The sequence below is a fragment of the Halochromatium glycolicum genome (assembly GCF_016584085.1).
Taxonomy (GTDB): Bacteria; Pseudomonadota; Gammaproteobacteria; order Chromatiales; family Chromatiaceae; genus Lamprobacter; species Lamprobacter glycolicus.
The window spans coordinates 23770-42618 of sequence record NZ_NRSJ01000027.1; the positions used below are offsets into that span (position 1 = coordinate 23770).

At 66.0% G+C, this 18849-nt stretch carries 17 protein-coding genes and 1 tRNA gene; 1 reads left to right on the plus strand and 17 read right to left on the minus strand.

Annotation, left to right across the window (positions count from 1 at the left end):
• Positions 1 to 24: 24 nt before the first annotated feature.
• From rnc to rpoE, 9 genes are all read right to left on the minus strand, one after another.
• Positions 25 to 711 (minus strand): ribonuclease III, encoded by a 687-nt coding sequence (gene rnc, locus CKO40_RS14510; RefSeq protein WP_200346948.1) that lies wholly within the window; start codon positions 709 to 711, stop codon positions 25 to 27.
• A complete protein-coding gene (locus tag CKO40_RS14515; RefSeq protein WP_200346949.1) occupies positions 711 to 1121 on the minus strand; it encodes a DUF4845 domain-containing protein in 411 nt (136 codons plus the stop codon). Before CKO40_RS14515 ends, rnc begins: the two co-directional genes overlap by 1 nt.
• Positions 1118 to 1969: a signal peptidase I gene (lepB, locus tag CKO40_RS14520; RefSeq protein WP_200346950.1), complete on the minus strand. Its 852-nt coding sequence runs from the start codon at positions 1967 to 1969 to the stop codon at positions 1118 to 1120. The genes CKO40_RS14515 and lepB overlap by 4 nt, the downstream gene beginning before the upstream one ends.
• A gap of 79 nt (positions 1970 to 2048) precedes the next feature.
• Complete coding sequence (lepA, locus tag CKO40_RS14525) at positions 2049 to 3854, minus strand: translation elongation factor 4 (protein WP_200346951.1); 1806 nt, start codon at positions 3852 to 3854, stop codon at positions 2049 to 2051.
• A gap of 98 nt (positions 3855 to 3952) precedes the next feature.
• Positions 3953 to 5431, minus strand: coding sequence for a DegQ family serine endoprotease (locus CKO40_RS14530; RefSeq protein ID WP_200346952.1), 1479 nt, complete (start codon positions 5429 to 5431; stop codon positions 3953 to 3955).
• Positions 5432 to 5597: 166 nt separating this feature from the next.
• Positions 5598 to 6074 (minus strand): SoxR reducing system RseC family protein, encoded by a 477-nt coding sequence (locus CKO40_RS14535; RefSeq protein ID WP_200346953.1) that lies wholly within the window; start codon positions 6072 to 6074, stop codon positions 5598 to 5600.
• Between the two features lie 36 nt (positions 6075 to 6110).
• The gene (locus CKO40_RS14540) at positions 6111 to 7172 is read right to left on the minus strand and encodes a MucB/RseB C-terminal domain-containing protein (RefSeq protein ID WP_200346954.1); all 1062 of its coding nucleotides are present in this window, start codon (positions 7170 to 7172) and stop codon (positions 6111 to 6113) included.
• Between the two features lie 4 nt (positions 7173 to 7176).
• The gene (locus CKO40_RS14545) at positions 7177 to 7767 is read right to left on the minus strand and encodes an RseA family anti-sigma factor (protein ID WP_200346955.1); all 591 of its coding nucleotides are present in this window, start codon (positions 7765 to 7767) and stop codon (positions 7177 to 7179) included.
• A gap of 87 nt (positions 7768 to 7854) precedes the next feature.
• Positions 7855 to 8433 carry an RNA polymerase sigma factor RpoE gene (gene rpoE / locus CKO40_RS14550; RefSeq protein WP_200346956.1) on the minus strand — a complete coding sequence of 193 codons (579 nt, stop codon included), beginning with the start codon at positions 8431 to 8433 and terminating at the stop codon, positions 7855 to 7857.
• Between the two features lie 345 nt (positions 8434 to 8778).
• Here rpoE and nadB point away from each other — a divergent pair, with 345 nt between their 5' ends.
• Entirely contained in the window at positions 8779 to 10422 is a 1644-nt protein-coding gene (gene nadB, locus CKO40_RS14555; RefSeq protein WP_200346957.1) for an L-aspartate oxidase, read from the plus strand.
• A 289-nt stretch (positions 10423 to 10711) separates the two neighbouring features.
• Here the strand turns inward: nadB and hypF are convergent, their stop codons facing one another.
• From hypF to rpmI, 8 genes are all read right to left on the minus strand, one after another.
• On the minus strand, positions 10712 to 13255 hold the full coding sequence (hypF, locus tag CKO40_RS24395) for a carbamoyltransferase HypF (protein ID WP_242477062.1): 2544 nt from the start codon (positions 13253 to 13255) through the stop codon (positions 10712 to 10714).
• 174 nt (positions 13256 to 13429) lie between these two features.
• Positions 13430 to 13506, minus strand: a tRNA-Pro gene (locus CKO40_RS14565).
• Between the two features lie 35 nt (positions 13507 to 13541).
• Positions 13542 to 13910 carry a MerR family transcriptional regulator gene (locus CKO40_RS14570; RefSeq protein ID WP_200346958.1) on the minus strand — a complete coding sequence of 123 codons (369 nt, stop codon included), beginning with the start codon at positions 13908 to 13910 and terminating at the stop codon, positions 13542 to 13544.
• Complete coding sequence (gene ihfA, locus CKO40_RS14575) at positions 13891 to 14190, minus strand: integration host factor subunit alpha (protein WP_200346959.1); 300 nt, start codon at positions 14188 to 14190, stop codon at positions 13891 to 13893. Before ihfA ends, CKO40_RS14570 begins: the two co-directional genes overlap by 20 nt.
• Before the next feature lie 100 nt (positions 14191 to 14290).
• The gene (gene pheT, locus CKO40_RS14580) at positions 14291 to 16702 is read right to left on the minus strand and encodes a phenylalanine--tRNA ligase subunit beta (RefSeq protein ID WP_200346960.1); all 2412 of its coding nucleotides are present in this window, start codon (positions 16700 to 16702) and stop codon (positions 14291 to 14293) included.
• Positions 16703 to 16752: 50 nt separating this feature from the next.
• Entirely contained in the window at positions 16753 to 17787 is a 1035-nt protein-coding gene (gene pheS / locus CKO40_RS14585) for a phenylalanine--tRNA ligase subunit alpha (RefSeq protein WP_200346961.1), read from the minus strand.
• Between the two features lies 1 nt (position 17788).
• A complete protein-coding gene (rplT, locus tag CKO40_RS14590) occupies positions 17789 to 18154 on the minus strand; it encodes a 50S ribosomal protein L20 (protein ID WP_200346962.1) in 366 nt (121 codons plus the stop codon).
• A gap of 124 nt (positions 18155 to 18278) precedes the next feature.
• Positions 18279 to 18476: a 50S ribosomal protein L35 gene (gene rpmI, locus CKO40_RS14595; protein WP_200346963.1), complete on the minus strand. Its 198-nt coding sequence runs from the start codon at positions 18474 to 18476 to the stop codon at positions 18279 to 18281.
• Positions 18477 to 18849 lie beyond the last annotated feature (373 nt).

The following is an 18849-nucleotide window of genomic DNA, read 5'->3' on the forward strand; positions in this document are numbered from 1 at the left end:
GGAGATCCTGCTTGCCATCCCGGCTCACGCTTCCTCCTGCTCGATCAGCTGTGTCAGCATGGTCTCGGCCGACTGCTGCTCGGCGCGCCGCCGACTCGAGCCATCGCCGATACAGCTGCGCTCCTCGTCCGCTAGGCGACAGCGAACCTGGAAACGCTGCGCATGCTGCTCGCCGGTGATCGCGATCACCTCGTATTCGGGCAGACTGCGTCGGCGGGCCTGCAGCCACTCCTGGAGCCGGGTCTTCGGGTCCTTGCCGGCATCGCGGTTGGCGACTTCGGCGAGGGCATCGGTGAACACACGCAGGATCATCTGCTTCGCACAAGCGAAACCCTGATCGAGATAGATCGCGCCGATCAATGCCTCGAGCGCATCGGAGAGCACCGAATCGCGGGCGTGCCCGCCGGAGCGCAGCGCGCCAGGGTCCAGGCGCAGATAATCGCCGAGCGCGAGGGTCCGCGCGATCCGTGCCAGCGCCTCGCGATTGACCAGGGTCGCGCGCCGCCGGGTCAGATCGCCCTCGCTGGCATCGGGGAAGCGCTGCAACAGCACCTCAGCGATGACGAAGCCCAGCAGCGCGTCGCCTAGGAACTCCAGCCGCTCGTTGTTGACCGGCCCGGCGCTGCGATGCGTCAACGCCTGTTCGATCAGTGCCGTCGACTCGGGCTTGCGGCCGATGAGTGAATGGACGAGACGGTTCGGATCGGCCATCAGGGTCGGGGCGGAAACGGCACACGATGCTCGAAATGCATCAGCACATCGACGTTGAAGCCGAGATGCTCTTGCGCCTGGTAATCGAGCACGAGAAAGACCTCATTGCCTTCGCGCTTGATCTGAAAATCGGATTTGTCCACCGTGCGGACCCCATCGATATAGAGTTGCCGCGAAACGGCCGCCAGCACCTGCCGCGTGCCGGCGCCGCGCAGCTCCGGTTTCTCGATGACGCGATCCATCAAGGAGCGCACCTGAAAATAGGTCATATAGGATGGGCCCATTCTGACCAATAGGGTCACAAAGAAGGCGGCCAACGCCAGCACAATCAGGATACCCGCCAGCCCGACCCCTCGCTGGGCGCGTGCTCGCGCGGCCGCGCAGCAAGCGGTTCCGACTGGGCTCGTCAATGGATCACGTCTCCGATCCGCCCGAGATTGACAGGAAAGCCATCGCGGCCGCCGTCCCAGCTCATCCAGATCGCAAACGCCTTGCCGACCAGATTCTCCTCGGGCACGAAGCCCCAGCAGCGGCCATCGTTGCTGTTGTCACGGTTGTCCCCCATCACGAAGTAGCTCTCTTCGGGCACAGTCACCGGGCCGTCCGCAAGCACCCGGCAGGCGCGCGGAAAATCCCCGGTGCGGGGGTTGATGAGGATCTCGTGCTCCCGATCGTCGATCTTCTCGATCGCCTCGAGCAGACCGGTGGGCCGACCGTTCTCGCCGACGTAGTTGCCGAGCGGGATCTGCCCCAGTGGCTCGCCGTTGAGATAGACCGTCTTGTCCCGGTAGTAGACTTGGTCGCCAGGGACGCCGATGACCCGCTTGATGTAATCGACCGACTCGTCCTGCGGGAAGCGGAAGACGATGACATCGCCCCGCTCCGGCTCACCGAGCTCGACGAATTTGCTGTTCAGCACCGGCCAGCGCAGGCCGTAGGCGAACTTGTTGACGAGGATGAAATCGCCGACGAGCAGCGTCGGCATCATCGAGCCGGATGGAATCCGGAACGGCTCCACCACGAACGAACGCAGCAAGAGCACGATCAGGATCACCGGGAAGAACGAGCGCGCATATTCGACCAGCACCGGCTCTTTGTAACCGCCTGCCGATGCTGGCGCGGTTTCATCCGATGCCCCGCTCGCGGCGGCCGTTGCGATGCGGCGCCGTTTTGGAGCAAAGAACAGCGCGTCGATCAGCCAGATGCCGCCCGTCAGAGCGGTGGCGGCGACAAGGAATGTCGGGAAGTCGAAGCTCATAGTCTGATTGCGTCTCCTGACCGGATCGGCGCTCCGAGCGCCCACCCTCCCTCAGGGTCAGGACCGGACCGCAAAAACCTCAATTATCCCTACTGGACTGAAGCACCGCAAGAAATGCCTCCTGCGGGATCTCGACGCGCCCGACCTGTTTCATCCGTTTCTTCCCCGCCTTCTGCTTCTCGAGCAGCTTGCGCTTGCGGGTCACATCACCGCCGTAGCATTTCGCGGTGACGTTCTTGCGCAGCGCCTTCACCGTGCTCCGGGCGATGATCTTGGTGCCGATCGCGGCCTGGATCGCGACCTCGAACATCTGCCGCGGGATCAGCTCCTTCATCCGTTCGGCCAGATCCCGGCCGCGATGGACCGAATTAGACCGGTGCACGATCAGCGACAGGGCATCGACGCGCTCACCGTTGATCAGCAGGTCCAGTTTGACCAGATCAGCCGCATCGAAGCGCTTCAGTTCGTACTCGAACGACGCGAACCCGCGGCTGACCGACTTCAGCCGATCGAAGAAATCGAGCACGACCTCGTTGAGCGGCAGCTCATAGGTCACCTGAACCTGGCCGCCAAGGAACTGGATGTTCTTCTGCACCCCGCGCTTCTCGACACAGAGGTTGATGACGCCGCCGAGCATGTCCTGCGGCACCAGGATATGCGCCTCGATGATCGGCTCGCGGATCTCGGCGATCTGAGACAGCTCCGGCAGGTTGGCCGGATTGTCGACATTGATCACCTCACCATCGGTCAGCACGACCTCGTAGACGACCGTCGGCGCGGTCGTGATCAGATCGAGATCGTATTCGCGCTCGAGCCGCTCCTGGATGATCTCCATGTGCAGCATCCCGAGGAAGCCGCAGCGGAAACCGAAGCCGAGCGCCTGTGAGGTCTCGGGCTCGTAGAACAGCGCCGATTCGTTGAGGCGCAGCTTCGCGAGCGCATCGCGCAGGTCCTCGTAGTCATCCGAGGACACCGGGTAGAGTCCGGCGAAGACGCGCGGACGGATCTCGCGGAAGCCGGGCAGGCGCGCGCTGGCCGGATTCTCAGCACCGGTGATGGTATCGCCGACCGGCGCGCCGTCGATCTCCTTGATACCGGCGGCGACGAAGCCGACCTCGCCCGGGCCGAGCTGCTCGCGCGGGGTCTTCTTCGGCGTGAAGATGCCGATGCTGTCGGCTTGGTGCACCCGCCCGACCGACATCACCTTGATCTTGTCGCGTCGCTTGAGCGTCCCCTCCTTGACCCGGATCAGCGAGACGACCCCCACATAGGGATCGAACCAGGAATCGATGATCAGCGCGCGCAGCGGCGCATCGGCATCGCCGACCGGCGGCGGGACCTTGGCCACCAGCATCTCCAGCAGCTCGGGGATACCGAGCCCGGTCTTGGCGCTGACCCGCAGCGCGTCCTCGGCCTCGAGACCGATGATCTCTTCGATCTCATTCATCACGCGCTCCGGCTCAGCCGACGGCAGATCGATCTTGTTCAAGACCGGCAAGACCTCGAGGCCGAGATCGATCGCGGTATAGCAGTTGGCGACGCTCTGCGCCTCGACCCCTTGCGCCGCATCGACCACCAGCAGCGCCCCCTCACAGGCGGCCAGCGAGCGCGAGACCTCGTACGAGAAATCGACGTGGCCCGGCGTGTCGATGAAGTTGAGCTCGTAGACCTGCCCGTCCTTAGCCGGATAGTCGAGGGTGACACTTTGCGCCTTGATCGTGATGCCGCGCTCGCGCTCGAGGTCCATCGAATCGAGCACTTGATCGGACATCTCCCGGTTGGTCAGACTCCCGCAGTGCTGGATGAAGCGGTCGGCGATGGTCGACTTTCCGTGGTCGATGTGGGCGATGATGGAGAAGTTACGGATGTGACTGAGATCGGCCATCGGCAGACAATATCCTCGGGTATCCGATCGGGCAACCTGTTTCCCCGGGCGATCGGACCCCGGCACAGGACAGGAGGGTACTCGGCGACGCGGACCCCCTACTCGGGCGGCACGCGCAGCGCATAGAACATGCGTCCGTCGCCGCGCTGGACCAGCATCGCCACCGACTGTCCGGCTGGCAGCGCCTGAACCATGCGCTCGAACGCCGACGGTCCGGTGACCGGATCATTGCCGAGGGCGAGGATGACATCCCCCGCGCGCAGGCCGCCGCGTTCGGCTGGGCCGGTCTCGACCCGATCGACCAATACGCCACCTTCGTCGATACCGAGCACCTCGCGCTGATCCTTCGGCACCGCCTTGATCACCAGACCAAGCCGATCTGCAGCCGGTGGCGTCGGATGACCGGACGCGATCAAGCTCGTCTCGTCATCGGGCAGCTCGGCCAGGGTCACGGCAATCGTCTGGCGTTCACGATCACGCAGGATCTCAACGTCGACGGTCACATCGACCTTGGTTGCACCGACCAATGGGGGCAGATTACTCGAGGTCGGCACCTCGACGCCATCGAAGGCCAGAATGATATCACCGGCCCGCAAACCAGCCTCCGCAGCGGGACTGCTCGGCAGGACCTCGGAAACCAGCGCACCTACCGGGTGCGGCAGTCCGAACGGTTCGGCGAGATCCCGCGTCACGTCTTGGACCAGCACGCCGAGCCAGCCCCGACTGACCCGTCCCTTGTCCATGAGCTGCTCGACGACATCGACCGCGACATCGATCGGAATCGCGAAAGACAGTCCCATAAAACCGCCGGTGCGGCTATAGATCTGGGAGTTCACGCCAACGACACGGCCTTGGAGATCGAACAGCGGACCGCCCGAGTTGCCCGGATTGATCGCGACATCGGTTTGGATGAAAGGCACGTAGTTCTCCGAAGGCAACGCACGCCCCTTGGCGCTGACGATCCCTGCGGTGGCTGAATGCTCGAAGCCGAACGGGGAACCGATCGCGAGCACCCAGGCCCCGACCTCGACCGCATCCGAATCCCCGAGTTCGACTGCGGGCAGGTCTTCGGCATCGATCTTCACCAATGCGATATCACTGCGTTCATCGCTTCCGATGATCTCCGCGACGAACTCGCGCCGGTCGCTCATCCGAACAATGATCTCATCAGCAGCCTCGACCACATGCGCATTCGTGAGCACATAGCCGTCGGAGCTCAGGATGAAGCCCGATCCGAGCGAGCGTCCTAGATCACCCTCATCGGGTAATGGCCCCTCATCGCCGAAGAAACGACGAAAGAAATCGTAGAGCGGGCTATCCTCCGGCAGGCCGTGCTCGTCCTCGAAATCCTGCGGCCCAGCGCCATAGCGCTGCTTGCTACTGATGTTGACGACCGACGGGCCAAAGCGTTTAACCAGCGGAGTGAAATCCGGGAGCCCGGTGACGAGCGCTGTCGAGCCGCGCGAAGACCCCGCTGGCGGCTGAGCAAACGCCTCCCCCCCGTGCGGCGTGGTCAAGAAGGCACTCAGGGTGCAAAAACCGATGAGCACGAGCAGGAGCCAAGACCGTTTGCACATACCTAAGGTCGAATCGACACGAAATGGGACAACACCAGCGACGCCACGCTGGACTCATCGTTAACGATAACAGAACGGATCGGGCCAAAGCGGACTGGTGGCCGCGGGAACGCCCGAGACTGAGGCGGGGCTTAGGGCAGAATAGTGGAGGCGATGTGAGACGGGTTCAGTGTGTGCTCGGGAGACCGACTGCCAGACTACCTGTGACGCGGCGCAGCAAGACGGCGCGCCACTGGGGGTCCGCCGCAAGCCGACGGCTATAGAATCGGGTGCCAAGCAGACCGATCCCAAGCCCGATGAGCCCGCCCAAGAGCGGGAGCGCTTCCCCAACAGAGGCATCATTCACGAGCAGGTCGCCGATGATGCCGCCACTCAGCAGGCCGAGCAGTGGGAGCATATAGGCTGCAACAGCAGCCTTCAGCAACGCCCCCTCAGGAATCCCGATCACGACCTCATCGCCCACGCGAGCATCAAGCTTGTTGGCGAGCACGAGCCGCTGCGGACGCCGCCCCAGCACACGATCGAGCAGTGACACGCCACAGCCAGACCGCGCACTGCAGGCGTTGCAGCTCGCGCGACGATGGATCTCGACCTCAATGATTCCCGCCTCAGCGGCGACGACAACGGCGTTCTCTTCGATCATCCCGAAATCTTGCGCGTATCAACCGACTCTGGCAAGTCAGTGTGCCGGGCCTTCATTGACGGTCACCGCCTCGGCAATTGCCTGTACGGTCTGCAGAGGCACTTCGCCAACGACCGTCACCTGGTGATGATCGAGTATTCGACCGGCCGCATTGACCGCTCCGATGCGCTTGGTGCCCGCGAACCCCTGCCCGCGATCGGGCTCGATATAGACCGACACCGCCGAGAGACCGTCAGTTATCATGAACCAGCGGCGGGCGTGCTCGCCGTCGAGATCGACCGAATCGCCTGCCGTAACACGGTAGCCGGCTGGGAGTTCGGCGAAGGTCCAGGGCCCGGCCCGCACGTCGGAGCGCGTCAGGGCCGATTCGGCGCGGAGCCTGCTGGCGCTCATATCCGCGCCATCCCCGCCATCAGGCCCAGCCTGGGCCAGCACGGCACTGGGCGCAGGCGCTGCGCCGAGAGCGGGCGGCTCGTCGCCCTGTTCGAGGAAATCAACCTCGGTGAACATGACCTGCTCGATCGGGGTCGCCGCACTGTTCATCAGATCGGTCTTCAATGGCAGACCGGTCGCTTCGTCGATGAAGAAGCGGTACCCGTAGCGTAGGTCATCCTTCGGTATGATCCCGATAACCCGGGTATCACGTCCGGCCACGCGCGAGCGCCCCAGCGGATGGATCAGGTAGTGCGGTTGCAACCGCTCGATTTCCAGTGGTCCGGGATGCAGTGTTGCGGCCGAGTGCGGAGGGTGCCGTGGCACCGAGATCGCCCGGGCATCGGGGAGCACGCAGGTCACGCGCTGGTGGCTCCGGGCCACCGCCCGGATAGGGCCACTGAGCGCAAGAAGGCTTTCGCGCGGCTGGCCGTTCTCGATACGGTGGGCGATTCGCAGCGTCGAGAGCTCATGTCCATGCAGATAGACCAGCGTGCCCTCGTACTCGAGCTTCGTCAGCGCCCGCGCCATACGCGCAAGCCAATCCACTGGTGAATAGTCATTGCTGCCAACTTGCTGATCCGCCGCCGATGCGGCCGCGAGCGCGAGTCCGAAACCGACGAAGACAAGCCCAGCCGTGACACGGTGCAGGGCGGCGCCTCGCATCCGTTTAACGCACGCCACTTTGACCAACCACAGCCGCATACGGAATAAAGCCGGTTAGGCCGGAGGCCGAAGCCCGTTCCCGGTGGTCGACGAGCAGCGCGTCCAGCTCAGTCGAGTCCGCCGGATCACCCATCGACCATTGCGCGACCAGGCTGGGCTCGACCGCGTCTGAGGCACCCTCGACCGACTGTGAGCCGTCCGCAGCATCTGCCAGGATCGGGTCCGCCCCCCCTGCTCCTGGCCCTGAGAGCAGACTCGGGCCGACGAGCACGGCAACCGCAACCAGACTCGCCGCCAGCGCCAGTGCAGCGGCAGGGCGATTGATCGGGCGCACCCGCGAACTAGGCTTCCGCTGCCGCAACAGCATGACCGGCTCGTTCGACAGTGTACCGGCGACCCGGCCGCTGATCGCCCGCGCACCGGACAGCATCGGCTCACCGCGCAGGATCTGACCGATCAGTAGACCCCGTTCGAAGCGATCGCGGAGCGCTGCATCCTGTCCCGCTGCCCGGATCGCTTCGTCGAACCCGCCAGGACCCGGTTCACCGTCAATGAGCGCCGCTAGATGCCGTTGGTCCGATGTTGATGTCGTCATGTTATCGCCTTCACACGCCAGTCGTTCATGGATCGGAATGACCGAGTGCCGTTATCTCGAAGCCATCCGGACTTGCCGGCCCCACCCCTATCCCTCGAGCAATGGCCGCAAGCGCTTGTCGATCGCCTCGCGCGCGCGAAAGATGCGCGAGCGAACGGTCCCGATTGGACAGTCCATCGCGGTCGCGATCTCCTCATAGCTCATGCCATCGATCTCACGAAACATGATCGCCGTCCGCAGATCGTCAGGCAGCGCATCAAGGGCCGCCTGCACGGTCCCTGCTATCTCGTCGCTGAGTGCCTCACGTTCCGGGGTGCCGCTATCGCGCAGCGGCGTGCCGAGGTCCATCTGTTCGGCGAGCTCGGCGTCGACGTCATCGCCCGGGGGCCGCCGACTCTGGGCGACCATGTGATTCTTGACCGTATTGATCGCGATCCGGTAGATCCAGGTGTAGAACGCCGATTCGCCGCGGAAGCCCGGCAGCGCGCGATAGGCCTTTAGGAAGGCATCCTGCGTCACATCCAGCACCTCGGCGCTGTCACGGAGATAACGGCCCACCAGTGCCGCGATCTTCTGCTGGTACTTGAGCACCAGTAGATCGAATGCACGACGATCGCCGGCCTGAGCACGCTCCACGAGCGCTTGATCGATCTCGCGCTCAGACACGCGGATCGCCCCGAGCCTGCAGTTGCCAGCTTGCCTGGCGCATTGACACCACCTCGCAAAAGAAAGTTCGCAGCGTGCTGCGGGACCGATTGATGTGACGCAACGACCGCCGCTTCTGATCGGGCTGCCTAACCATGACCCATTCAGCCGCTGGCTTAGTCTACTATCTGTTCACCTTCAAACATGAACAAGCCCAGACAGCTTCCGCTGAAGGACGACACAGGCCGCTCATGATCGCTCGAGAGGCGACGTCGTCGCGCGCCTGCGGCATACTGCACTTGAAAGCGCGTTCTGAAGACCGATCACCTGCTGTCGGCCGAGACCGTGCGAGCAGTCGGAGTGATCATGTCCAATCCCAATCGCCATGACGTCCTGATCATCGGCAGCGGCGCCGCCGGCCTGAGCCTGGCGCTGCGGCTCCCCTCCCAACTCTCGGTCGCCGTGATCTCCAAACGCGAGCTCCAGGAGGGCAACACCCTCTATGCGCAAGGCGGCATCTCCGCGGTCTTGAACGCCACCGACACCGTCGACGCCCATGTACAGGATACCCTGAAGGCCGGCGACGGGCTCTGCGACGAGGCCACCGTGCGCCTGGTCGTCGAGCGCGGACCGGCCAACATCCATTGGCTGCTCGACGCCGGCGTCCAGTTCACGCGCGACGACAGCGCGACCGATTCCAGCGGCTACCACCTGACGCGCGAGGGCGGTCATACCCACCGGCGCGTCATCCATGCCGCCGATGCCACCGGGCGCGCGGTTGAGACCACGCTGAGCGATCTGGTGCGCGCGCGGGGCAACGTCGAGCTGTTCGAGCATCATGCCGCGGTCGATCTGATTACCGAGCGCAAGCTCGGGCGCGACGGCAACCGCGTGCTCGGCGCCTACCTGCTCGACAGCCGCAACAATGCGGTCAAGACCTTCCTCGCGCGCTTCGTGGTCATCGCCAGCGGCGGCGCCAGCAAGGTCTACCTCTACACCAGCAACCCTGATGTCGCCACCGGCGACGGCATCGCGATGGGCTGGCGCGCCGGCTGCCGGGTCGCGAACATGGAGTTCATGCAGTTCCATCCGACCTGTCTCTATCACTCCAAGGCCAAATCCTTCCTGATCACCGAGGCCCTACGCGGAGAAGGTGCCAAGCTGCGGCTGCCCAATGGCGAGCGCTTCATGCCCCGCTTCGACGCGCGCGAAGAGCTGGCCCCGCGCGATGTGGTCGCGCGCGCGATCGACCACGAGATCAAGCGCACCGGCAGCAAGTTCGTCCATCTCGACATCTCCCACCGCAGCGCGGAGTTCATCACCGAGCACTTCCCGACCATCCATGCGCGCTGCCTCGCGCTCGGCATCGACATCACCCAGGAGCCGATCCCGGTGGTCCCGGCCGCGCACTATACCTGCGGCGGCCTGCTCGTCGACGCCCGCGCCCGCACCGACCTGCCCGGCCTCTATGCGATCGGCGAGACCGCCTACACCGGCCTGCACGGCGCCAACCGGATGGCGAGCAACTCGCTGCTCGAATGCCTGGTCTTCGCCGAGCTTGCCGCTGCAGACATCGACGCGCTCGTCCAGAGTTGGTCACAGCCGCCCGAGGTCCCGGCCTGGGACGCCAGCCGCGTCACCGAGCCGGACGAAGAGGTCGTGATCTCGCACAACTGGGAGGAGCTGCGCCGGTTCATGTGGGACTATGTCGGCATCGTGCGCACCAACAAGCGCCTGCAGCGCGCCAAGCGCCGCGTCGACCTGCTGCGCCAGGAGATCATCGAGCACTACAGCCATTTCCGCGTCGAAACCGACCTGCTCGAGCTGCGCAACCTCGTCGACGTCGCCGACCTGATCGTGCAGTCGGCGCAGCGCCGGCGCGAGAGCCGCGGCCTGCACTACACCCTCGATTTCCTACAGCAGGACCCGAGCCAGCTGCGCCCGACGCTGCTGATCCCGGACCGCTACCGCCCGCGCACCGGCACCTGGGGCCGCGTGGACTCAGGCTAACTGGGTCTGCCCTTGCCTCACCGCGATCCAGCTCGCCGGCCAGGAGCGGCGAAACCCCGTTCGCCAGGGCGTGCACCTCGATACCCAGGACGGTTCGCAGCCTTAGGGCGGTGTCGTCCAGTTGGGCGCCGGCCTCCAACTCCTGGAGAACGGGCTAAGGTCTCGGGGTATTCGCACGAAATGGGCCTCGCCGCGGTCACGCGCTAAAGCGGTGGCGGAATCTGCAACGGTCGAGATGAGCCAATCAGCGAGACCTCCATAGAATCGCGTGAACGACAACAGCATTCCATCAGGACCCGCCGGCGAGTGCCGCGATCGCGGCCTGTCCGAGCGCGAGACCGCCGTCATTCGCCGGCACCTGGGTATGACTCAGCACCCGCAGACCGCGCCGTCGCAATGCTGCGGTGACCGCCTCGAACAGGGTCCGGTTCTGGAATACGCCTCCGGAGAGCGCGACGGTCTCGATGCCGTGCGCCTGGGCCGCCCGCGCGGCCAGCTCGGCCAATGCCTCGGCGAGGCCGAGATGGAAGCGCGCGGCGATCCGCTCCGCGCTGAGACCCGCGGCGAGGTCGTCGAGCAGCGCCGCCCACATTGGCGCCGGATCGAGCTGCCAGGTCTCTTCGTCATCCGCAAACGCGAACGGATAGCCGGCCTCGTCCAGCGCCTGCCGCGCCAGGGTCTCGAGCTCGATCGCCGCCTGCGCCTCATAGGCGATGCCCTCCCGGCAGATCCCGAGCGCCGCCGCAACGGCATCGAACAACCGCCCGGCCGAGGTCGTCAGCGGTGCATTCAGCCCCTTCGCGATCAGCGCATCGAGCTGCGCCAAAGGCTTCGCCGTCAGCGCCGCGATCACCTCGACGTCGCCCCAGCGCCGCCGCACATCGGGCCAGTCCAGGCCCGCGACCAGCTGCGCGTAGAGACAGCGCCAGGGCTCGCGGATCGCGCGCTCGCCGCCGGGCAGCCGAAACGGTTGCAGATGGCCGATGCGCGACCAGTGCCGATAGGCGCCGACCAGCAGCTCACCGCCCCAAAGGGTGCCGTCGCGACCATAGCCGAGGCCGTCGAGCATCAGGCCGACCACCGGCCCGGCATCGGCCGCCCAGCCGGCATCCGCCAGCACCGACGCCAGATGGGCCGCATGGTGCTGGACCTCGACCAGGCGCGCGCCGAGGTCCTCGGCCAGGCGGCGCCCGAGCACCGACGAGCGATAATCAGGATGCTGATCGACCGCGATCACCGCGGGCTCGTGCTCGAACAGTTGCCGATAGAGCGCGACCGTCTGCTCGAACTCGCGCGCCGTGCGCGCCTCCTCCAGATCCCCGAGATGCTGCGACAGCGTCGCCTGTACCTGACTGGTTCCCTGGCTAGTTACCTGATTGGTTCCCTGACTTACTCCTGGACTGGCTTCCTGACCGGCCCCCTGAGCGGCCTCCTGACAGCCCCCCTGATCGGCCCCCTGAGCGGCCTCCTGATCGCCGCCCTGGGCGGTTCCCTGACTGGCCCCCGGACTGAGCAGGCAGACCGTATTCTTCAGCTCGCCGCCGAGCGCGAGCACGCGCGGCGCCTGCGCGAAGCCCTCGGGCAGTGCGAGCGGCGCCGGCGCCGCCCCGCGCGCCCGCCGCAGCCAGCGCCGCTGGCCGCCCATCACCCGCGCCACCGAATCATCGACCCGATTGACGATCGCGCGGTCATTGAGCAGCCAGGCATCGGCGATCCCGGCCAGCCGCTGCAGCGCGTCGTCATTGTCGATGCATTGCGGCTCGTCGCTCAGGTTGCCGCTGGTCATCACCAATGGGCGTTCCCAATCCTGCAGCAGCAGATGATGCAGCGGGCTGTACGGGAGCATCACGCCGAGCCCGGATTGGGCGGGCGCGACCGCCTCGGCGATCGCCGCCGTTCCGGGGGCCGGAGCGTCGAGCCGATCGAGCAAGACGATCGGAGCGACGGCGGATCGCAGCAGCTCGGCCTCGGCCGGGCCGACACGGCAGATTGCCCGCACCACATCGAGGTCCCTTGCCATCAGCGCGAACGGCTTCGCCGCCCGCCGCTTGCGCGCGCGCAGCGCCGCGACCGCCGCCGCGTTGGTCGCATCGCAGGCCAGATGAAAACCGCCGATCCCCTTGATCGCAACGATGGCGCCGCGCGCGAGGAGCCGGCTCGCGGCATCGACCGCATCCAACGCCTGCGGATCGGCCGCGGTCGGATCGGCGCCATCAGGCCCAACCAGCCAGACCCGCGGTCCGCACTCCGGGCAGGCGTTCGGCTGCGCATGGAAGCGCCGATCGGCCGGATCGCGGTACTCGGCCGCGCAGGCCGGGCACATCGCGAACGGCGCCATGCTGGTATTGGCGCGGTCATAAGGGATCGACCGAACGATGCTCAGCCGGGGCCCGCAATGGGTGCAGTTGGTAAACGGATAGCGGAAGCGCCGGTCGGCGGGATCATGGATCTCGGCGGCACAGGCGGCGCAGGTCGCGGCATCGGGCACCACCCCAGTGGTGACAGGCCCACCAGCGCTCGCGACGATGGTGAAGGCCGCCGGCGCCGCGCCAGCGCAGAGACGGCGCTCGATGCCGTCGATGCGCCCGAGCGGCGGGCATTCGAGCATCAGGCGCTGACAGAAGGCATCGATCTCGGCGCTGCTACCCCAGAGCCGGATCAGCACCCCCTCGGCGTCGTTGCAGACATCGCCGACCAGTTCCGCCTCCCGCGCCAGACGCCAGACCGTCGGCCGAAAGCCAACGCCCTGCACCAGGCCGCGCACCCGGATCAGCTCACCCTGGGTCGCATCGTGCAAGGCCAACCGCCCCGTTGCGTGCTGATCGGGATTCATCGTCATGGGGCCTCGATTCCTCAACTCAGGCAACGGCGAGCGCCCTGGGCAACGAGACGACCGTCGGATGCCAGAGGCCCGGTGCGACGTTTGAGCCCAAACACCTGCCCAATCACGCGCCTGCACAAACGCAAAACGCGGCAGCCGCCGAAGCCGCTGCCGCGTTCAAGAAGATGGTCCGGGCGGCAGGATTCGAACCTGCGACCCCCACAACCCCATTGTGGTGCGCTACCAGACTGCGCTACGCCCGGGAAGCAGCACAAGATAACCCTGCCAGCCCTTCAGGTCAATGCGGTCGGCGGCGCAGATCGTGCAGGATCTCCTCGAGCTCGAGTCGAACCTGCTTGATGATCTGATGGCTTTGAGCGCTATCCTTCTTCGCCGAGTCGCCGCTCAGCTGCTGCCGCGCCCCGCCAATGGTGAAGCCCTGTTCATAGAGCAGGCCCCGGATGCGTCGTACCATCAAGACATCATGATGCTGATAATAGCGACGATTCCCACGGCGCTTGACCGGATTGAGCTGCGGGAACTCCTGCTCCCAGTACCGCAGCACGTGCGGCTTCACATCACAGAGCTCGCTGACCTCGCCGATCGTGAAATACCGCTTCGACGGGATCGGCGGCAGTTCTTTGAGACTAGTGCTCGGTTCCGGCATAGGCCTCAACCCGTGATTTCAGTTTCTGCCCGGGCCGGAAGGTGACGACGCGACGCGCGGTGATCGGGATCTCTTCGCCAGTCTTGGGGTTGCGCCCTGGGCGCTGCTTCTTTTCACGCAGGTCGAAATTGCCAAAGCCGGATAGCTTGACCTGCTCACCCTGCTCCAGGGCGGCCCGAATCTCCTCGAAGAACATCTCCACGACGTCCTTGGCCTCGCGCTTGTTCAGGCCGAGCTCCTCGAACAGCCTTTCGGCCATGTCTGCCTTGGTTAGTGCCATACGTCTGCTCTACTCCACGATTCCGTACGGGCCACAGTTCCGGTGCCGAGCCGCATCGATGCCGGAGCGCAGGCACCGGCGCTGGACGGCGAGCGCCTGCTCAGCTGCGCAGGGTTGCACCCAGGTCTTGCTCCAGCCGCGCGATCAGGCGACGCATCAACGCGTCGACATCAGCATCTACCAGTGTCTGAGAAGATGCCTGTAAAATCAATCCGAAAGCCAAGCTTTTTCGGTCTGCGTCAACCTTCTCGCCCTGGTAGAGATCGAACAGCACGAGCTGTTTGAGCAGGTCGCCGGCAGTCGCATTGACGACCTCGCGCACCCGCTCGAACGGCAGATCGGCATCGACCACGATCGCAAGATCGCGCCGGATCGACGGGAAGCGCGAAAGCGGCGCTAAGGCAGGGCGCTCGCCGATCCCGAACTGCCCGAGGTCGAGCTCGAAGAGCTGCACCGCATTCGGCAGCTCGAACCGCTGGGCCAACTCGGGATGCAAGGTGCCGATCCAGCCGATCGGGCGCTCGCCGAGCAGCAGCCGGGCGCTCTGGCCCGGATGCAGGGCGGCATGGGCCTCGCCCTCGTCCGGCGCCTGGAAGCGCAGCTGATCGAGGCGGCCGGTCTGTGCCAGCACCGCTTCGAGATCGGCCTTGAGATCGAAGAAATCGGCCATCCGGCGCGTCTCGCCCCATTGCTCCGGCAGCACCGGGCCGACGATCACGCCGGCGAGGCAAGGCTCCTGGCACAACCCCTGGGACTGGGTCCGGAAGCGCAGCCCGCTCTCGAACAGGCGCACCCGGCTCTGCTGGCGGGCCAGGTTCTGGCGCACGACCTGGATCAGCCCCGGCCAGAGGCTGCCGCGCATCACCGACAGCTCGGCCGACAGCGGATTCGCCAACTGCAACGGCGGCGCGGCCGGCGCGGGATCGAACAGTGCGTTCTGCTCCGGCGAGACGAAGCTGTAGGTAATGGCCTCGAAATAGCCGCGCGCGACCAAGGTGCGGCGCGCCTGATCGAGGTCGAACGCCATCTCGCGCGGGGCGCGGGTGAACGCGGCGCTGCGGGCGTGGGTGACCGGGATCGCATCGTAACCGTAGACGCGGCCGATCTCGGCGATCAGATCGACCTCGCGCTGGATGTCGAAGCGCCACGACGGCGCCCTGACCTGCCAACCCGCATCTTGCAAGCCGGCATCCTGCTCCTCGAGCTGCATCCCGAGCCGTTGCAGGATGTCCACGACCTGCCTGTCCTCGGGCGCGATCCCCAACACCTGCTCGATGCGCCGTTTACGCAGCGGCAGCGACGGCGAAGGCGGCAGATGGGCCTCGGCGCAGGCCTCGACCACCGGTCCGGGCTCGCCACCGGCGATCGCCAGCAGCAGCCGGGTCGCGCGCTCGATCGCGCGTTGCTGTAGCAGGGGGTCGACTCCGCGTTCGAAGCGATGCGAGGAATCGGTATGCAGCCCGTAACGGCGCGCCCGGCCGACGATCGCCTCGGGCGTGAAGAACGCGCTCTCGAACAGGATGTCGCGCGTCGTCTCCGAGACCGCCGTCGTGGCACCGCCCATGATCCCGGCCATCGCGACCGGACCCTTCGCATCGGCGATCACCAGGGTATCGTCGTCGAGTGTGACCTCGTCATCGCTGAGCAGTGTCAGCTGCTCGCCCACGCGCGAAAGGCGTACCTGGATCGCGCCGTCGAGCTTGGCGAGGTCGAACGCATGCAGCGGCTGACCGAGCTCGAGCAGGACATAGTTGGTGACATCGACCACCGGCGCGATCGGCCGCAACCCGCTGCGCCGCAGCCGCTCGGCCATCCACAGCGGTGTCGCGGCCTGGGCATCGACGCCGCGCACCACCCGACAGAGGTAGCGCGGACAGGCGGCCGGCGCCTCCAGCCGGACCTCGTGGCGCTGATCTTGCGTCGCCGGGACCGGCTCGGACGCGGGCTCGCTGACCGACAGCCGGTTGAGCACGCCGACCTCGCGCGCCACACCGATGACGCTGAGACAGTCGCTGCGATCCGGCGTCAGGTCGAGCTCGATCGCCTGATCATCCAATGCCAACCAGTCGCGCAGGCCCTGCCCGACCGGCGCATCAGCCGGCAGGACCATGATCCCGTCCGAGCTCTCGGCCAGGCCCAGTTCCGCGGCGGAGCAGATCATGCCCTGCGAGGCCACACCGCGCAGCTTGGCCTTCTTGATCTTGAAGTCGCCCGGCAACAGGGCGCCGATACAGGCAACCGGCACGCGTTGCCCGGCGGCGACATTGGCCGCTCCGCAGACGATCTGCAGCGACTCGTCAGCACCGACGTCGACCCGGCAGACGCGCAGCTTGCTCGCGTCCGGGTGCGACTCGACCTGCTCGACCGCGCCGACGACGACCCCGGTGAACGGCGGCGCCACCGGCTCGAGCGCATCGACCTCGAGTCCGGCCATGCTGAGCTGGTCACAGAGGGCCTCGGTCGCGAGCGGCGGATCGACCCGCTCGCGCAGCCAGGATTCACTGAAGCGCATGGGACACCCCGCGCCAACAGAGCGTTGCGGTCACGCGACTCACCTCGGGATCAGGCGAACTGCGACAGGAAGCGCAGATCGTTATCGAAATACAGACGCAGGTCATCAATGCCGTAGCGCAGCATCGCCAGCCGCTCGACCCCCATGCCGAAGGCGTAGCCGAGCCATTGCTCCGAATCGATGCCGACATGGCGGAAGACGTCCGGATGGATCATCCCGCAGCCGAGCACCTCCAGCCAGCCGCTCTGCTTGCAGACCCGGCAACCGGCCCCGCCGCACTTGACGCACTGGACATCGACCTCGGCCGAGGGCTCGGTGAACGGAAAATAGGAGGGCCGGAAGCGCAGCTTGAGATCGTCCTGCTCGAAGAAATTGCGCAGAAAATCGTAGAGCACGCCCTTGAGATCGGCGAAGGTCGCCTCCTCGTCCACCAGGAAGCCCTCGACCTGATGGAACATCGGCGTGTGCGTCAGGTCCGAGTCGCAGCGGTAGACCCGCCCCGGCGCGATGATGCGCAGCGGCGGCGGCTGGTGCTCCATCACCCGGATCTGGACCGGTGAGGTATGGGTGCGCAGCAGCCGGCCGTCTGGGAAATAGAAGGTGTCATGCATCGCCCGCGCCGGATGATGCGCCGGGATGTTGAGCGCCTCGAAGTTGTGATAGTCGTCCTCGACCTCGGGGCCTTCGGCGATACTGAAGCCGGCGTTCGCGAACAGCCGCTCGATACGCAGCATCGCGCGCGTGACCGGGTGCAATGCACCGGCGGTCTGACCGCGCCCGGGCAAGGTGACGTCGATGCGCTCCTCGCGCAGGCGTCGAACGAGCGCCTGCGCCTCGAGCGCAGAACGCCGCGCCTCGAGGGCGGCCTGCACCTGGCGCTTGGCCTCGTTGATCCGCTGCCCGGCCGCCGGCCGCTCCTCCTTCGGCAGCGCCCCAAGCGATTTCAGCTGCGCGGTCAGCCGGCCGCTCTTGCCGAGATAATGCACCCGGACCTCGTCCAATCGGGCCAGGTCCTCGGCGGCCGCGACGGCGGCCAGCGCCTCGGCCTCGAGCGCGGCGAGATCGGCGTCAGGGCGCGGCGTCATCTCAAGAAGCGCCGGCGAGTGCGGTCTTGGCCTGCTCGGCAAGCGCGCCGAACGCCGGTTCGTTTTCGTAGGCGAGCTCGGCGAGCATCTTGCGGTCGATCTCGATCCCGGCCTTGTTGAGCCCCGCGATCAACCGGCTGTAGGAGAGCCCGTGCAGCCGCGCGGCGGCATTGATGCGGGTGATCCAGAGTGCGCGGAACTGGCGCTTGCGCTGCCGGCGATCGCGATATTGGTACTGGCCGGCCTTGATGACCGCCTGCTTGGCGACCCGATAGACCTTGCTGCGGGCACCGTAGTAGCCCTTGGCCTGATCAAGGACCTTTTTGTGACGTGCGTGGGCGGTAACGCCGCGTTTGACGCGTGGCATAACTGTTCTCCGGATTGTTCAGTTCGTCAGCGGCGCATCACGATCGCTGGCGCTTGGCCTGCGTGATGTGCCGAGATGGACCGAGCCGCGCGCTGGCGGCCCGATGCCTCAGGGGTCGCCAGCCTTAGCAGTAGGGCATCATCCGCCGCGCAGCCCGGTTATCAGCCTTGTGCAACAGATGGTTCTTGCGCAGCTGACGCTTACGCTTGGTCGCCTTCTTGGTCAGGATATGGCGCCGGTGAGAGGCGTTACGCTTGAACAATCCGCTCGCCGTCTGCGCAAAGCGCTTTGCGGCACCGCGGTTCGTTTTGATCTTGGGCATTTTGATTCTCCATGAGAGTTCGGCCGTCGGCTTGGCCGGCGACTTGTTTCGTTTGCTGCGGCACACCGGAAGCCCGGCCCGAGCACCGCGTCTTGTTATCGCGCGACGAAGCGCGTTCCTCAGGCGGCCGCTGACGGCCGGCGCTGAATTCAGGCGACGAGCACGCTGAGCGACAGCCGTGCTCATCAGGATTCGATCGTAGCCCCTTACGAGGAGGGCCCTACCACCTCGACGGCATTACCGCACGACCCAACAGCTAGGACGCCCCACCAGAATGCGCCCGAGTCACCCGATGCGAGCGATCCATTCAGGCTATGCTGTTGCCCTGTTTGGGCTGATCGAACAGCTCAAGCCGCCGAGCCGAGGGTACGGC

What these genes read in the sequence shown, in the direction of transcription:
- rnc (WP_200346948.1), bottom strand. Translation starts at nt 711, where the DNA reads ATGGCCGATCCGAACCGTCTCGTCCATTCACTCATCGGCCGCAAGCCC.
- lepB (WP_200346950.1), bottom strand. Translation starts at nt 1,969, where the DNA reads ATGAGCTTCGACTTCCCGACATTCCTTGTCGCCGCCACCGCTCTGACG.
- lepA (WP_200346951.1), bottom strand. Translation starts at nt 3,854, where the DNA reads ATGGCCGATCTCAGTCACATCCGTAACTTCTCCATCATCGCCCACATC.
- CKO40_RS14530 (WP_200346952.1), bottom strand. Translation starts at nt 5,431, where the DNA reads ATGTGCAAACGGTCTTGGCTCCTGCTCGTGCTCATCGGTTTTTGCACC.
- CKO40_RS14535 (WP_200346953.1), bottom strand. Translation starts at nt 6,074, where the DNA reads ATGATCGAAGAGAACGCCGTTGTCGTCGCCGCTGAGGCGGGAATCATT.
- CKO40_RS14540 (WP_200346954.1), bottom strand. Translation starts at nt 7,172, where the DNA reads ATGCGAGGCGCCGCCCTGCACCGTGTCACGGCTGGGCTTGTCTTCGTC.
- CKO40_RS14545 (WP_200346955.1), bottom strand. Translation starts at nt 7,767, where the DNA reads ATGACGACATCAACATCGGACCAACGGCATCTAGCGGCGCTCATTGAC.
- nadB (WP_200346957.1), top strand. Translation starts at nt 8,779, where the DNA reads ATGTCCAATCCCAATCGCCATGACGTCCTGATCATCGGCAGCGGCGCC.
- hypF (WP_242477062.1), bottom strand. Translation starts at nt 13,255, where the DNA reads ATGAATCCCGATCAGCACGCAACGGGGCGGTTGGCCTTGCACGATGCG.
- CKO40_RS14570 (WP_200346958.1), bottom strand. Translation starts at nt 13,910, where the DNA reads ATGCCGGAACCGAGCACTAGTCTCAAAGAACTGCCGCCGATCCCGTCG.
- ihfA (WP_200346959.1), bottom strand. Translation starts at nt 14,190, where the DNA reads ATGGCACTAACCAAGGCAGACATGGCCGAAAGGCTGTTCGAGGAGCTC.
- pheT (WP_200346960.1), bottom strand. Translation starts at nt 16,702, where the DNA reads ATGCGCTTCAGTGAATCCTGGCTGCGCGAGCGGGTCGATCCGCCGCTC.
- pheS (WP_200346961.1), bottom strand. Translation starts at nt 17,787, where the DNA reads ATGACGCCGCGCCCTGACGCCGATCTCGCCGCGCTCGAGGCCGAGGCG.
- rplT (WP_200346962.1), bottom strand. Translation starts at nt 18,154, where the DNA reads ATGCCACGCGTCAAACGCGGCGTTACCGCCCACGCACGTCACAAAAAG.
- rpmI (WP_200346963.1), bottom strand. Translation starts at nt 18,476, where the DNA reads ATGCCCAAGATCAAAACGAACCGCGGTGCCGCAAAGCGCTTTGCGCAG.